Genomic DNA, 14471 nt, shown 5'->3' with positions numbered 1-14471 from the left:
AACTTCGGCAACCGTCCGCCCGGCGTCCGTCCCGCGATCGGGTGGCCGCGGCGCCGTCCCAAGATCAACTTGGTTGACGCTTTTCCTTGCAGGACAACAAAACGTGTTGTGGTAACTGCGCCGAAATGGAGGCTCTTTCGGGTGACCGAATGGGTCGGGAAAGGAGGGACGTCCGACGTTTCCGCAGGCTGCGGGGGTCCTCTGGTGGCTTGCCTCACGGGTGGTCGGAGGGTGATAAGTGCGTGTCGGTTGCGCGCTCTTCGAGGGTGTGGCGTTTACTGGGGCCGTGGTAAGAGACGGCTGGCCAGCGCTTGCACTTGCAAGCAACGGGAAAAAGCCGTCGGCCGCGTAAGCGGAGACCTGAGAGGAAAGGACACTACGTTGGCTCTGCCCACGTTGACTCCGGAGCAGCGCGCTGACGCCCTCGCCAAGGCGGCAGAGGCACGTAAGGCGCGTTCGGAGCTGCTCGCGTCGATCAAGTCCGGCAAGGAGAGCATCGAGAAGGTGCTCAAGCAGGCCAAGGAGAACAAGACCATCGGGAAGACGAAGGTCACCCAGCTGCTCAAGGCCGTGCCCGGCCTTGGCGCGGTCAAGGTCGCCGCACTGCTCGAGCAGGCGGGGATCGACCCCGACCGCCGGGCCGCGGGCCTCGGCGAGCGTCAGCGGGAAGCGCTGATCGACGCGCTCAAGTAGCTCGATCCCGGCGACCGCGGGGAAAGTGCGGCCGAACACCGAAGGTGTTCTTCTGGCAACACTTTCCCCGCGGAACTCCCGGATCCTGGGACGCTGGGGTCTGTGACGACCAGTACCGCACCGGCGACCCCGGTCGAAACCACCGCCCGTTACCAGCGTGGCGACTTCCTGTTCGCGACGGCTCGGCGCGCGCTGCTCGCCCAGGGCTCGGTCGGGACCGTCACGGACACCGACCCGCGGCGGCTGGCCCGCTCGGTGGCCGGGGAGCTGCACCGCTCCGGCGTGCCGCTGGCGGTCGGGGCCCTGCCCTTCGACACCGGCCCGGACAGCACGACGCCGGGTCACCTGATCCTGCCGCGGACCGTGCACCGCGCCCAGGCGGAATCCGCCACACCGGCGTCACCGCCCGCTGAAGACCTGCCCGCCCCCGCGGCCACCCGCGAGGTGCCCTCCGAGGCGGGCCACAAGGCGAACGTGCTCGCCGCCGTCGCCGCCCTGCGTGATCGTGACCTGCGTAAAGCCGTGCTCGCGCGGGCACTGGACCTCGATTTCGACGCGCCGATCCCGGTCGAGCGGATCGTGCGCAACCTGGCCGCGGGCAACCCGCGCCACTTCACCTACGCCGCCGAGCTGCCCGGCGGGCGCACGCTCGTCGGCGCCACGCCCGAGCTGCTGCTCTCCCGCGCCGGCGGCTCCGTGTTCACCACCCCGCACGCCGGGTCCATGCCGCGTTCCGCCGACCCCGAGGCCGACCGGGCGAACGGCGAGGCCCTGCTGGCGTCGCCCAAGGACCAGGAAGAGCACGCGGTGGTGATCGAGTACGTCGTGGAGGCGCTGCGGCCGTTCTGCCGGAAGCTCGACGTGCCCGCCGCCCCCGAGCTGGTCTCGACGCCCGCGATCTGGCACCTGCGCACGGCCATCACCGGCGAGCTGATCGACCGCGACGTGACAGCGCTGGACCTCGCCGCCGCACTGCACCCGACGCCCGCCATCTGCGGCACGCCGACCGCCGCCGCGCGTGATCTGGTGCAGGAGCTGGAACCGTTCGACCGCGGGTACTACGCCGGCACCGTCGGCTGGGTCGACGCTTCCGGCGACGGCGAGTGGGCCGTCGCCATCCGCTGCGCCGAAATCGCGTCGTCGGCCATGCGGCTCTACGCGGGCGGCGGCATCGTCCCGGCTTCCGACCCGCAGGCCGAGTTCGACGAGACGATCGCCAAGCTCCGCACCCTGCTGGGCGCGATGGGCCTCGACTGACTCGTGAGTGTTTATGACGGTTAGAACCGTCATAAACACTCACAAGTCAGTTCAGGGGAGCCAGTTCTCCTCGGTGACCGCCAGGTCCTCCGAAGTCAGCGCGGCGACGGCCGCGCGGTGGCCGTCGGCGGCCTTGAGATCCGCCAGCCGCGTGCGGGCCGGGTCCAGCGCCGGGTCGCTCGAGGCGACCAGCTCCGCAGGTGTGTTGTACGGCGAGAAAGTGATGCTCTGCAGCGGGATCTTCAGGCCCTTGCCGGTGGCCTTCATCACGGCCTCCTTCCGGGTCCAGTAGACGAAAAACGCCGCCGAACGCTCGGTTTCCGAGAGCCCCGCCACCGCTTCCCGCTCGGCCGGGCTGAGCGCGTACTCGATCAACCCGGCGTCGGCGCGGCGGCTCGCGCTTTCGACGTCGAGGCCCACCGGCACCCCGTCCGTCGCGGCGACGCCGATCAGCTCGCCCGAGTGCGAGATCGACAGCACCAGGTCCGCGCCCGGCACCCGGGGACGGCCGTGGGGCTTGCCGCAGTCTTCACAGGTGGCGTCGAAGGCCACGGTTTCCACCGGCACGCCCAGCCGCTCGGCCGCGAGCGTCTTCGCCAGCACCCGGCCGGTCAGGAACCGGCGCTGGTCCAGCTCCAGCCGGTACGCCTCATGCCGGCCGCGCTCGACGTCGTCGAGCAGCCGCAGGAAGCGGTCCTCCTCGGGCAGCGGCCGCGACCAGCGGACCACGATTTCCGTCACCTGGAACCCTCCTCGTCCACCCCTTGATCCTCCCGGGCCGAGGGCCGGTTGTCACGGTGACCTACGAGGTACTGGGGGGACCCCAGCCGATGGCCGACGAAGAAGGCCCCCGTCCGCAGCGACGGGGGCCTTGTCCGAGGTTCGTGGGGACTAGTCGGTCTTGTTGCGGATGGCGATCGGCACGCCCGCCAGATCCTCCTCGTTGCAGAGCACCTTCACGTCGTAGTAGGGCGATCCCTGCCGGTCGTCGTAGTCGAGGTGGATCGCGAGCACGTCGAGCGGTTCACCGAGCCACTCCTGAGCCTGACGTAGCCACACGGCACAACGCTCCAGTGCGGTCGGCAGATCGTCGTCGCGAAACTCGACCGGGCGATACGGCACGTCCTGTACCTGATCGCGGGGGTGCGTGGGGGCTGGCAGGCCTGGTGCGAGACCCGAGTCGTCCAGTTCGAGTTGGATCGTTTGCTCAGTCACCCTTCGAGCGTCCCCCACGTTCGCCGTCTGAGCAAGGCGTACGCCCCTAAAAGCCCCGCTAAACGCCCATGTCCCACACCTGGGCGACCACTTCGAGGCACTGTCGCAGATCGGTCACGGTCACCTCACCCGTGTGCCCCAGCGCCCGTAACGCCAATTCCGCGTAATGCGTGGCGAGTCCTTCGAGCGGCAACGGGCCGTGGGGCGAATACCACCGCGCGACGCCACTGCACATCTCCAGCAGTGCCAGCCTGGTCACGGCCGGGTGCGCGGTGTGGAACACCCCCGCGGCCGCACCGTCCTCGATGGCCTGTGCCCAGAGCCCTTCGTATTCGTCCCGCAGCGCGACGACGCGGGCACGGGCGGCATCGGAGAGCGCGTCGACTTCGTTGTCCACCACCCGGGTTTCGGCCGGCTGGGCGGCGTGCGCGAGCACGTGCAGCGCGACCAGCGTGCGCAGCCGGGCCACCGGATCGCCCGCCCCGGCGGTGGCCTTCGCCGCGGCGTCGAGCAGGCGCCGCAGCGACGTCGCCATGATCTCGACGAGCAAGTCCTCCTTCGTGCCCATGTAGTGGTAGAGGCTCGCGGACGACAGCTCCGCCTCCTGGGCCAGGTCCCGGATGCCGGTGCCGTGGAAACCCTTGGCAGCGAACAGTTTCACCGCAGCCGCGCGCACCCGGTCGCCACTGCTCACAGCCACTCCCCGGTGCTCCGGTCCCAGGCGCCGGCGCGAAGGTCCGGCGCCTTGCGCAGCTCGCCCTTCGCGACGCGCTCCGAAGGCGTCAGCGGCAGGTCTTCGGCGAACGCCCAGAAGCGCGGCACCTTGAAGTAGGCCAGCTTCTCCGCGCAGAACTCGGCCAGCGCCTCAGGTTCCGGCCGTTCGCCCTCGCACACGACGTACGCCTTCACCTCTTCGCCGCGCAGCTCGTCCGGCACCGCGATGACTGCCGCGAGCCGTACCGCCGGATGGAGTAGCAGTGCGCGCTCCACTTCGTCGGCCGAGACGTTCTCGCCGCTGCGCCGGATCATGTCCTTCGTACGGCCGACGAAGTACACCCGGCCCTCGGCGTCCATGCTCGCCAGATCGCCGGTGTGGAACCAGCCGCCCGTGAACGCGCGCGCGGTGGCTTCGGGGTCTTCGTGGTAGCCGTGCATCAGGCCGATGCCGCGGATGAGCAGCTCGCCGGTTTCCCCGCGCGGCAGCGGCTTCCCGTCGTCGCCGGCGATCATCACCTCGCGGTCGCGGGTCGGGCGGCCGATGCAGCCGGTGCCGACAGCGGCGTCGTGGTCCGCTTCGGACACCCGGATGTCGCCGCCCGTCTCGGTCATCCCGAACGCCTCGTACCACGGCGCGCCCCAGCGCCGTTCCAGCTCCGCGTGCAGCTCGCGCGGGATGGCGGACGCGCAGATCGCGCGCACGCGGTGGTTCCGGTCGTCTTCGTGGGGCGGCTGGCGCAGCAGCAGCGTCGGCATCAGGCCGAGGCAGTAGAACCAGGTGACGCCGTGCTCGCGGACCTTCGCCCAGAACGTCGACGGGTGGAACCGGTCCAGCACCACGAGGGTGGCGCCGCCCGCGAGCCCCAGCGCGACGTTCCACTGTGGATCGATGTAGTGGAACGGCTGGGCGGTCAGCAGCACGTCGTCCTCGCCGACGGCCGGGAAGTCGGTGGCCAGCCCGATCGCCAGCGTGGTCCAGTAACGGTGCGGCAGCACGCAGCCCTTGGGCGCGCCGGTGGTGCCGGAGGTGTACTGGAGGTTGACGGGCTGCTCGGCGACGACCGGCTCGGGGTTGCAGGGGGCGGTGGCCTGCAGCTCGTCCGGCGTCAGCACGCGCTCCAGCGCCGTGTCCGGCGCGATCCGCGTGAGCAGCTCGACGAACTCCCCGGCGGCCACGGCGAACCGCGCGCCGGAATGGCGCAGCACGTGGGCGCCGTCGAACTCGCGGTAGCTGGTGTTCACCGGCACGAGCACCGCGCCGAGCTTCGCCAGCGCCAGCCACAACAACGGGAACTCGGGCTGGTTGCGCAGCATCACGGCCACCCGGTCGCCGGGGCGCACGCCCAGCTCGTGCAGCGCGGCGGCGAACGCGCTGCTGCGGGTGTCGACGTCCGCGAAGGTGAAGCGCTCGCCGGTCACGTCGAAGACCCACGCGGTGCGCTCCGGCCAGAGCCGCGCGGCGCGGGTGACCAGCTTGACGAGGGTGTCCGCCTGGGCGAGCGGCGTCACGACCGGCTCCGGAACGCCTCGGTGGACGCGCGGACGGCGGCCGAGTGCTCGGTCACCAGCGCGTGGCTGACTTCCAGCTCCAGCGCCGACTCCAGGGCGTGGTCGAGGCCGGCGTCGAGTGCGCGCTTGGCCATGGTGGCGGCCTCCGCGGGATGGTGCGCGATCTTCTCGGCCCAGCCCTGGGCGAGGACCATCAGCTCGGCGGCCGGGACGGCGGCGTTGACCAGGCCGAGGTCGTGCGCGCGCCGGCCGTCGAAGCGCTCGCCGAGCAACAGCAGCTCCTTCGCCTTCATCGGGCCGACCAGCACCGGCAGCAGCCGCGACGCCGCGCCCGTGACGCTGAGCCCGAGCGACACCTCGGGGAACGCGAACACGGCGTCGTCCGCGGCCAGCACCAGGTCGCAGCCCAGCGCGAACTCCGCGCCGGCGCCGATCGCGTAGCCGTGCACGGCGGCGATCACCGGCTGCGGCAGCGCGCGCAGCCGCCGGGTGATGTCCTGGAGCCGGTCGAGCCGGGCGCGCGAGTCGCCTTCCGGCGTCGGCTCCTTGAGGTCGTGCCCGGCGCAGAACGCCCGGCCGTTGCCGGCCAGCACGACCACGCGGGCGTCGCTGCGGGCGACGCCGTCCAGCGCGGTGAGGAAGTCGTCCACCAGCACGGGGGCGACGGCGTTCAGCCGCTCGGGCCGGTTCAGCCGGATCTGCGCGATGCCGCCTTCGACGGTCAGGTCCACGGTGCTCATGGGGGCGAGCCTAGACGTTCGATCGATCGATCGATAGTGTCGGCCGCATGCGGGTCGACGCGGTTTACGAGAACGCACACGTGATCACCGGTGAGAGCGCGCTCGCCGTGCTGAACGGCCGGGTGGTGGCGCTGGGCGAGGACGCCGAGGGGCTTTCGGCCCGCCGCCGGGTCGACCTCGGCGGCGCGTACGTGGTGCCCGGGTTCCACGACGCGCACAACCACATGGCCTGGTTCGGCATGGGCCTGGACGACGTGCCGCTGAGCGGCTGCCGCAGCGTCGAGGAGGTCTACGACGCCGTCGCGCGCCGGGCCGCCGGGCTGCCCGCCGGGAGCTGGGTGATCGGCAGCGGGTACGACCAGAACAAGCTGGCCGGCGGCCACCCCGACCGCCACGGCCTCGACCGGGCCGCGCCCGGGATGCTGGTCCGGCTCAAGCACACGTCCGGGCACATGACCGTGGTCAACTCGGCGGTGCTCGACCAGCTGGACCTGGCCAACGTGCCGGTGGGCGGCGACGTGGTCCTCGACGCCGCGGGCTCGCCGACCGGGCTGCTGCGTGAGCAGGCCCAGCTGCTGCTGCGCCCGTTGACCTACCCGACGCCGATCGAGTCCGTGGTCCGCGGCCTGGACCGGGCGAGCGAGCAGTACCTGTCCGAGGGCATCACGAGCGTGCAGGAGGCCGGGATCGGCGGCGGGCTGGTCGGCGAGACGCCGGCCGAGCTGGCCGCCTACCAGCTGGCGCGCGAGCGTGGGGTGCTGCGCGTGCGGAGCACCGTGATGGTGGCCGCGAGCGTGCTGCACGACCTGCCCGACGGCGCCGGCTTCGGCCTGGACCTGGGCCTGCGCACCGGCCTCGGCGACGAGTGGCTGCGCGTCGGGCCGGTGAAGCTCTTCGCCGACGGCTCGCTGATCGGGCGGACCTGCGCGATGCATTCGCCGTTCGCGGGCGAGCCCGACAATCGCGGCTACTTCCAGGTGCCGGAGGACGAGCTGGCGCGCACCATCCGGCTCGCGCACGACGCCGGCTGGCAGATCGCGACCCACGCCATCGGCGACCGCGCCGTGACGGTGGTGCTCGACGCGTACGAAGCCGCGCTGGCCGCTTCGCCGCGCGCGGACCACCGGCACCGCATCGAGCACTGCGCGGTCCTGCAGCCCGCGGAGCTGACGCGGCTGGCCTCCCTGGGCCTGATCGCCTCACCGCAGGGCCGCTTCGTGAACGAACTGGGCGACGGCATGCGCGCGGCCCTCGGCGAGGAGCGCGTGCCGTGGTGCTACCGGCTGCGCAGCGTCCTCGACGCGGGCGTCGTCCTGCCCGCCAGCTCCGACCGCCCCGTGGTCGACGGCGCCCCCTTGCTCGGCCTGGCGGACATGGTGCGGCGACGGACCTCTACGGGCGCGCCGTTCTCCCCCGAGGAGGCGATCACCCCCGCGGAGGCGCTGCGCGCGTACACGTACGGCTCGGCCTACGCGACCTTCGCCGAGGACCGGCTCGGCACGCTGGAACCGGGCAAGCTCGCGGACTTCGCGGTGCTCTCCGGTAACCCGCTGGACGAGTCCGGAATGGACGATCTCCGGGTGCTGGGCACCGCGGTCGGCGGCGAACTGCGCTACGAGGCTCCATGACTGGCCGCCGCATGGCTCGCTGCCTGCCGACGAAGCAGCCCGTGGCTCGCTGCCGCATGGCTCGCCGCTCGCCGACGAAGCGGCCCGTGGCTCACCGCCCCGTGGCCCACCACAGCATGGCTCACCTCCGGTCGACGAGGCGGCCCATGACCCGCCACCGCGTGACTCACCGCCCCATCACTCACCTCCCGCCGACGAACGTCAGTGCCTCGCGAGCGAGCGCGTCCCACTTGTACGAAGATTCGGTGTCGAGGGTGAACCACTCCTTCATCGGCGTGCCCTTGTTGGCGTCGAACCGGATCCCGTGGCCCTCGTCGACCAGTGTGTCGACCCGGTGCCGCGGCAGCTTCACCACGAGGTGCCCGCGCACGAACATGGCGAAGATCCGGTTGTCCACCCGCAGGGCGTGCGAACCGAACCCACGGCCGGGCGTGGGCGGGGTGACACCCTCGGTGCCCAGCATCTCGTCGATCAGGTCCTCGAACCGCTCCTGCGGAGTCATGCCAGCACGATAACCACGACCACCGACAGAAAGAGGCTGCTCACCGATGCCCGTCCGCGAAGCCGTGTTCGAAGACGCCGAAGAGATCTGCGCGCTCATCGAAGAACACGCCGTCTACGAAGACAAACACGATCTGAAGCTGGACCGCGCCGAGATGAGCGGGTACCTGTTCGGGCCGGAGCCGAAGGCCTGGGTGCTGATCGCGACCCCGCCGGGCCGACCGGACCAGGTCGCGGGCTTCGCCTTCTGCAGCTGGAACTTCTCCACCTGGGAGGCCCGCCCCGGCATCTGGCTCGACGACCTGTTCATCCGCCCGGAGCATCGCCGCCACGGCCTCGGCCGGGAGCTGCTCGACGCCCTGCGCGAGCGCACCACGGGCCGGGTCGAGTGGGACATGCAGGCCGGCAACGAGAAGGCCGAGGCGTTCTACGGGCGGCTGGGCGCCGAGCCCGTGCCCGGCTGGATCCGGTACCGCTGGCGGCCGTGAACGTCGCGCCGCGCGGGAGGCGCGCCGGGGCGGCCCCGTATCGTATGCGGCATGGGAGATGGTTCCGTCCGGAGGTCGTCGTCGGTCGAGGACTACGTGCGAGTGATCTATGGGCTGGTCGAGCGGGGTGAAGCGGTCACCAACGCGTCGCTGGCGGGGCGGCTCGAGGTCAGCCCGTCGTCGGCTTCGGGGATGGTGACGAAGCTTTCCCAGCTCGGCCTCGTGGCGCACGTGCCGTACCGCGGCATCGAGCTGACCGCCGAGGGGCGGCTGCTCGCGCGGTCCGTGCTGCGCCGGCACCGGCTGATCGAAACGTACCTGGTCTCCGAGCTGGGCTACACCTGGGACGAGGTGCACGCCGAGGCCGACGCCCTCGAGCACGCCGTCTCCGATTGCCTGGTCGAGCGCATCGCGGCCAAGCTGGGCAACCCCGTCCGCGACCCGCACGGCGACCCCATCCCCGCCCCCGACGGCAGCGTCGAGGAGCTGCCGATGCGCATCCTGGACGACCTCCCGCCCGGCGCCGTCGGCGAGATCGTGCGCGTCTGGGACACCGACCCCGAGCTGCTGCGCTACCTGACCGAGCACGCGATCGGCCTCGGCGAGCGCATCGAGGTCGTCGAGCGCCAGCCCTTCGGCGGGCCGATGGTCGTGAAGGTCGGCCAGCCGCCGGACGCCGCCACCCACGCCATCGGCAAGGAGATCGCGCAGGCGCTGTCGGTCGCGGTGCGCTGAGCCCGGGACGAGGGCTTGACCGCCGACTCCATTGTGGACACTCCCGTGAACTCGCCGGTAAACGATTTCTGGACGTTGGGCCGTCGGTGCGTTTGATGGCCGTCGGGGACCGGGCGGCGCGGTCACGGTTCTTCCGGAAAACGTGGCTGCGGCGGGGGAAACCCTTCTCCGCCGGCGGGAACGGTGGGGGATTTCCTACGTCACGGTCAATTCCGGCTACGCCGAACCCTTCGCCGCGATCGGCCGATCACTGCGTGCACCCGGGTGAGTGCTCTTCCGATCAAGCTCGGATCCGGCCTACGCTCCTGTGTTTTCGAGGCGACGTGGTTCGGAGCGTGTTGCGATGACCGGTCAGCGGACACCGACGGTCGACCGGGGGGAACAAGCGGAGCGGGAGCTCGCGCGGCTGCTCGAGGTGGGCCCGTTCGCCGAGGCCCTGCGCGCGGCCATCCGGGCCCGCGGGCTCGGCCTCGAGCGCATCAGATACCGCCTGCGGGGACGCGGGACTTCGCTGAGCCTGGCGACGCTGAGCCACTGGCAGTCCGGCCGCTGCCGCCCGGAGCGACCGGAATCGTTGCTGGCGCTCGAATACCTGGAGGAGATCCTCCGCGTACCGGACGGTTCACTGCGGAGACTGCTGGGCCCGCCCCGGTCTCGCGGCCAGTACCACCAGCCGGCACCGCCGCTCGGCTGAGCGCGACCGGCCGGGTCCGGAGCGCCCCAATGAGGTTTTTTCATCCTGGTTGGTGCTGGTCAGGGTGTTGCTCGGCGGGTTCTTTGTTCGTGTTGAACGAGGACGAGTATTGCCCGGATCAGGGTGGTGGCGTGGCGTGGGTTCATCCGGAGCCGGTCGAGGACACGCCAGGTTTTGATCGCGGCGAAGCCGCGTTCCACCGCGCATCGGGTCCCGGCGAACACCGAGTTCGCGGTCTTCTGCGCGTCGGTCAACGGCCGGTTGGTTTCCGCCTTGTACGGAGTCATCACCACCTGATCCACCGGGTCGGGGTGATCGGGGTCAGCTGCCCGTTCACGAACGTCTTTGTGCCATCCCTGGTAGCCCTTGTCCCCACCGGCCGCCAGGCCGGCGCTGTCCACACGGTCGAGCAGTTTGAGACGCCGGGCAGCAGTGATGTCAGCTGTTTTACCTGGCAGCGCCCTCGAGACCCACAGAATGTTCCCGTCGGTATCGGTGACAGCCTGGACATTGAGGCCGTGGAGTTTGTGCTTTCCGCTGTAGTTGCGACGGTTGGCTTTCCCCGTGCGCCGCCGGGTCCGGACCAGGGTCCCGTCGATCAAGGCCAGGGTCGCGCCGACTGCGTGCATCCGGCTCAAGACCCGACCCAGGCGGACCGCTCGCGCGGCCAGCAAAGCGATGGTTTCCAGGACCCCAGCGGCGCAACGTGCTCGCCGAAATACCGTTCCCCCAGGCAAGATCTGTCAATCGCTGATCATGGCGCAGCACCACCAAAACCAGCAGCGCCTGAGTCCCCGGACCGGCTTTACGCCAGGGCGTGTCATGACAACCGTGTAAGTCAGAGGTGTACCAAGATCGACTCGCTGGTTTGGCGGTCGGAAAGGACACCGAGTGACTCAGGACACATCGTCTCGTGAGGGTGACGAGACGGCGGCGCGGCGGCTCGCGGACGCGTTCTCGCCGTCTGCGATTGACGCGTTGCTGAAGGACGCGAAATCGGCCGGCACGCCGATCGACGGCGTGGACGGCCTGCTGAATCAGATGACCAAAGCGGTGCTGGAACGCGCTTTGCAGGCCGAGTTGACCGACCATTTGGGCTACGATGCCGGTGACCCGGCAGGTCATGGGTCCGGAAATTCTCGTAACGGAAAGTCCCGGAAAACTGTGTCGACCACGAATGGCCCGGTCGATATTGAGGTACCTCGTGACCGGAATGGCTCGTTCGAACCGGCTATCGTGCCGAAACGAGCACGGCGTATCGGCAACATTGATGACATGATCCTGTCGCTCTATTCGCGCGGTATGACGACACGTGATATCGAGGCGCATTTACGTGAAGTGTATGGCGTGAACGCGTCTCGGGAATTGATCTCGAATATCACCGACGTGGTGGTCGACGAGATCAAAGCATGGCAATCGCGCCCGCTGGACGAGGTTTATCCGATCCTGTATGTCGACGGAATCCGGATCCGGGTCAAGGACAACGGGGTCGTCACCACCAAGGTCGCTTACCTGGCCATCGGGGTCGACGTGGACGGCCGCAAGCACGCCCTGGGATGCTGGATCCAGGACACCGAGGGAGCGAAGTTCTGGCAGAAGGTCTTGTCCGACCTGCGTAACCGAGGTGTCAAGGACATCCTCATCGCCTGCTGCGACGGACTGACTGGCCTGCCCGACGCGATTCACGCGATCTTCCCGGACACTGTCGTGCAGACTTGTGTTGTGCACGTCATCCGCAACGCGATGCGATTCGTGTCCTACGGCGACCGCAAGAAGATCGTCAAAGCGATGAAAGAAATCTATACCGCGCCCACTCTCGAAGCAGCCGAGCTCGGCCTGGCCGAATTCGACAAACAATTCGGTACCCAATACCCGGGCGCTGTCGACGTGTGGCGCAACGCATGGGACGAGTTCATCCCATTCCTCGACTACCCACCCGAACTCCGCAAAATCGTCTACACCACCAACGCCATCGAGTCTATCAACTTCCAACTCCGCAAAATCACCAAGAATCGCGGCCACTTCCCCGACAAAGACGCCGCAATGAAACTTCTCTACCTCGGACTCCGCAACATATCCAGTCAACGCGGTGGTGAATCAGGAACCGGAACACGCGGCTGGAAGGTGGCACTCAACACACTGATCGACATCTTCCCCGGACGCATACTCTTCTGATAACCTACAAATGTAAGCAATCACCTCTAGCTTACACAAAAAACGTGACAGGCTCTTACGCCACCGGGACCCCACAGCTTTACGGCGGTCGCGGATCAGACCCGCGACCATGGTCACGGTCTGCGTGGACACAGGGAGAACGGCCTGGTAGACAAGGCCTTTGAAGCCCCCGGCGGATGGTTGACTCACATCCACGATCCTGCCGGGGGCTTCACCGCTGAACAGAACACGAACCGCCAGCATTCAGGTCAAGTCCCAACCCACAAAACACCGACACACCCACCACACCAACCACCCCCCGGTCACCCAACCCCCCCCACCAGCAACAACAGGATGAAAAAACCTCAATGTGGCGTTCGGTGCGTTGAGCGCAACCAACGCCACATTGGGGCGCTTTGAACTGGGCCACTTACGATCGGGCGTATGCGTGCCGTGGTGATCGAGGAGTTCGGGCTGCTGCCCCAGGTGGTCGAGGTGCCGGACCCGGTCGCGCCGCCGGGCGGGGTGGTCGTCGCAGTGGACGCGACCGGCGTCTGCCGCAGCGACTGGCACACCTGGCAGGGGCACGACCCGGACGTCTCGCTGCCGCACGTCGCCGGGCACGAGCTGGCCGGTCGCATCGCCGCGGTGGGTGAAGGGGTGCGCGGCTGGGCGGTCGGCGCGCGCGTGACTGTCCCGTTCGTGTGCGCCTGCGGCACCTGCGCCCAGTGCGCCCGTGGTGACCAGCAGATCTGCGACGACCAGTTCCAGCCCGGCGCCCCGCACTGGGGCTCGTTCGCCGAGCTGGTCGCCATCGAGCACGCGGAGCCGAACCTCGTCGCGCTGCCGGACGGCATGTCCGCACTTGCGGCGGCGGCGCTCGGCTGCCGCTTCGGGACGGCGTTCCGCGCGGTGCTGCGCCAGGGCGGCGTGCGCGCCGGGCAGTGGGTGGCGGTTTACGGCTGTGGCGGCGTCGGCATCTCCGCCGTGCTGCTCGCGGCGGCCGCGGGCGCGAAGGTCGTCGCCGTGGACGTCTCGCCGCACGCCCGCGCGCTGGCCGAACGGTCCGGCGCCGTGCTCAGCGTCGACGCCGGCGCGTTCGACGGCCCGGAGGAGGTGGCCGCGCACGTCCGCTCCCTGACCGACGGCGGCGCGCACGTTTCCCTCGACTGCCTCGGCTCGCCGCAGACGTGCGCCGCGTCCGTCGGCAGCCTGCGCAAGCGTGGCCGTCACGTGCAGGCGGGGCTGATGCCGCCGGGCCAGGGCGTCGCGCCGATCCCGATGCACCGCGTGATCGGCGGGGAGCTGGAGATCGTCGGGATCCACGGGCTGCAGGCGTACGAGTACCCGGAGCTGCTGAGCGTCGTCGAGACCTCGGGCATCGACCTCGCGGCGCTCGTCGGCAAGCGGATCGGGCTTGATGACGTGCCCGCCGCGCTCGAGGCGATGAACGACCCGGTGCCGGCGCAGGCGGGCGTCACCGTCGTCGAGTTTCCTTGATGGAGCTGCTGCCCCGCCCGCGGCGGGAGGTCGCGCCGGGCGCGGTCCACGTGCCGGACTGGCTGGACCCCGAAGCGCAGCGCGAGCTGGTCGAGGCCTGCCGCGGCTGGCGCGGCTACCGCGCGACGCGGCTGCCCGGCGGCGGCGTGATGTCCGTGCGGACGGTCTGCCTCGGCTGGCACTGGAGCCCGTACCGGTACACGCGCACGGTCGACGACGGCTCTCCCGTGCTGCCGTTCCCGGGCTGGCTGGGCGACCTCGGCCGGCGCGCGGTGGCGGACGCGTACGGCGGGCCTGTGGATTACCGACCGGACGTCGCGCTGGTGAACTTCTACGACGCCACCGCGAAGATGGGCCTGCACCAGGACAAGGACGAGCGCGTGCTGGACCCGGTGGTGTCGCTCAGCCTCGGCGACACGTGTGTGTTCCGCTTCGGCAATACGGAGAACCGCAACCGGCCCTACACCGACGTCGAACTGCGCTCCGGCGACCTCTTCGTCTTCGGCGGCCCTTCGCGGCTGGCGTACCACGGCGTGCCGAAGACGCTGCCCGGCACGGCGGAGCCGGAGCTGGGGCTGAAGGGGCGGCTCAACCTGACGTTGCGGGTTTCGGGGTTGTGAGTTCTTCCTCGGGCAGCACG

The 14471-nt window shown here is 69.8% G+C and carries 16 protein-coding genes; 9 read left to right on the top strand and 7 right to left on the bottom strand.

Annotated features, from left to right (window positions below; all coding sequences use genetic code 11):
* The first annotated feature begins 381 nt into the window (after positions 1–381).
* Complete coding sequence (gene mihF / locus OG943_RS31705) at positions 382–693, top strand: integration host factor, actinobacterial type (protein WP_026468624.1); 312 nt, start codon at positions 382–384, stop codon at positions 691–693.
* A gap of 102 nt (positions 694–795) precedes the next feature.
* Positions 796–1950 (top strand): isochorismate synthase, encoded by a 1155-nt coding sequence (locus tag OG943_RS31700; RefSeq protein ID WP_328604590.1) that lies wholly within the window; start codon positions 796–798, stop codon positions 1948–1950.
* A 51-nt stretch (positions 1951–2001) separates the two neighbouring features.
* On the opposite strand, the gene OG943_RS31695 is transcribed toward OG943_RS31700, so the two are convergent.
* From OG943_RS31695 to OG943_RS31675, 5 genes are all read right to left on the bottom strand, one after another.
* Positions 2002–2691 carry a 4'-phosphopantetheinyl transferase family protein gene (locus OG943_RS31695; RefSeq protein ID WP_328604589.1) on the bottom strand — a complete coding sequence of 230 codons (690 nt, stop codon included), beginning with the start codon at positions 2689–2691 and terminating at the stop codon, positions 2002–2004.
* Between the two features lie 150 nt (positions 2692–2841).
* Positions 2842–3165, bottom strand: a complete 324-nt coding sequence (locus OG943_RS31690; protein WP_328604588.1) for a hypothetical protein — start codon at positions 3163–3165, stop codon at positions 2842–2844.
* Between the two features lie 58 nt (positions 3166–3223).
* Positions 3224–3859 (bottom strand): TetR/AcrR family transcriptional regulator, encoded by a 636-nt coding sequence (locus OG943_RS31685; protein ID WP_328604587.1) that lies wholly within the window; start codon positions 3857–3859, stop codon positions 3224–3226.
* Entirely contained in the window at positions 3856–5391 is a 1536-nt protein-coding gene (locus tag OG943_RS31680) for an ATP-dependent acyl-CoA ligase (RefSeq protein WP_328604586.1), read from the bottom strand. The genes OG943_RS31685 and OG943_RS31680 overlap by 4 nt, the downstream gene beginning before the upstream one ends.
* Complete coding sequence (locus OG943_RS31675; RefSeq protein WP_328604585.1) at positions 5388–6131, bottom strand: enoyl-CoA hydratase/isomerase family protein; 744 nt, start codon at positions 6129–6131, stop codon at positions 5388–5390. Before OG943_RS31675 ends, OG943_RS31680 begins: the two co-directional genes overlap by 4 nt.
* A gap of 47 nt (positions 6132–6178) precedes the next feature.
* On the opposite strand from OG943_RS31675, the gene OG943_RS31670 reads away from it, so the two are divergent.
* The gene (locus tag OG943_RS31670) at positions 6179–7759 is read left to right on the top strand and encodes an amidohydrolase (protein WP_328604584.1); all 1581 of its coding nucleotides are present in this window, start codon (positions 6179–6181) and stop codon (positions 7757–7759) included.
* Positions 7760–7940: 181 nt separating this feature from the next.
* Here OG943_RS31670 and OG943_RS31665 read toward each other — a convergent pair whose 3' ends face one another.
* A complete protein-coding gene (locus OG943_RS31665; RefSeq protein ID WP_328604583.1) occupies positions 7941–8261 on the bottom strand; it encodes a hypothetical protein in 321 nt (106 codons plus the stop codon).
* Between the two features lie 46 nt (positions 8262–8307).
* Here OG943_RS31665 and OG943_RS31660 point away from each other — a divergent pair, with 46 nt between their 5' ends.
* The 3 genes from OG943_RS31660 (at position 8308) to OG943_RS31650 (ending at position 10177) form a co-directional block, all read left to right on the top strand.
* On the top strand, positions 8308–8748 hold the full coding sequence (locus OG943_RS31660; RefSeq protein WP_328604582.1) for a GNAT family N-acetyltransferase: 441 nt from the start codon (positions 8308–8310) through the stop codon (positions 8746–8748).
* A gap of 51 nt (positions 8749–8799) precedes the next feature.
* Positions 8800–9483 (top strand): metal-dependent transcriptional regulator, encoded by a 684-nt coding sequence (locus tag OG943_RS31655; RefSeq protein WP_091617404.1) that lies wholly within the window; start codon positions 8800–8802, stop codon positions 9481–9483.
* Positions 9484–9826: 343 nt separating this feature from the next.
* Positions 9827–10177 carry a transcriptional regulator gene (locus OG943_RS31650; protein WP_328604581.1) on the top strand — a complete coding sequence of 117 codons (351 nt, stop codon included), beginning with the start codon at positions 9827–9829 and terminating at the stop codon, positions 10175–10177.
* Between the two features lie 59 nt (positions 10178–10236).
* Here OG943_RS31650 and OG943_RS31645 read toward each other — a convergent pair whose 3' ends face one another.
* Positions 10237–10806, bottom strand: coding sequence for a transposase family protein (locus OG943_RS31645; RefSeq protein WP_328612202.1), 570 nt, complete (start codon positions 10804–10806; stop codon positions 10237–10239).
* A gap of 262 nt (positions 10807–11068) precedes the next feature.
* Between OG943_RS31645 and OG943_RS31640 the strand changes: the two genes are divergently transcribed.
* The 3 genes from OG943_RS31640 (at position 11069) to OG943_RS31630 (ending at position 14451) form a co-directional block, all read left to right on the top strand.
* Entirely contained in the window at positions 11069–12352 is a 1284-nt protein-coding gene (locus tag OG943_RS31640; RefSeq protein ID WP_328604580.1) for an IS256 family transposase, read from the top strand.
* 423 nt (positions 12353–12775) lie between these two features.
* Positions 12776–13831, top strand: a complete 1056-nt coding sequence (locus OG943_RS31635) for an alcohol dehydrogenase catalytic domain-containing protein (protein ID WP_328604579.1) — start codon at positions 12776–12778, stop codon at positions 13829–13831.
* Positions 13831–14451, top strand: a complete 621-nt coding sequence (locus OG943_RS31630) for an alpha-ketoglutarate-dependent dioxygenase AlkB family protein (RefSeq protein WP_442874594.1) — start codon at positions 13831–13833, stop codon at positions 14449–14451. The genes OG943_RS31635 and OG943_RS31630 overlap by 1 nt, the downstream gene beginning before the upstream one ends.
* The last annotated feature ends 20 nt before the right edge of the window (positions 14452–14471 follow it).

Origin of the sequence: Amycolatopsis sp. NBC_00345 (assembly GCF_036116635.1) — a bacterium.
Classification (GTDB): Bacteria; Actinomycetota; Actinomycetes; order Mycobacteriales; family Pseudonocardiaceae; genus Amycolatopsis.
This window is presented reverse-complemented; position numbering and strand designations above follow the sequence as displayed.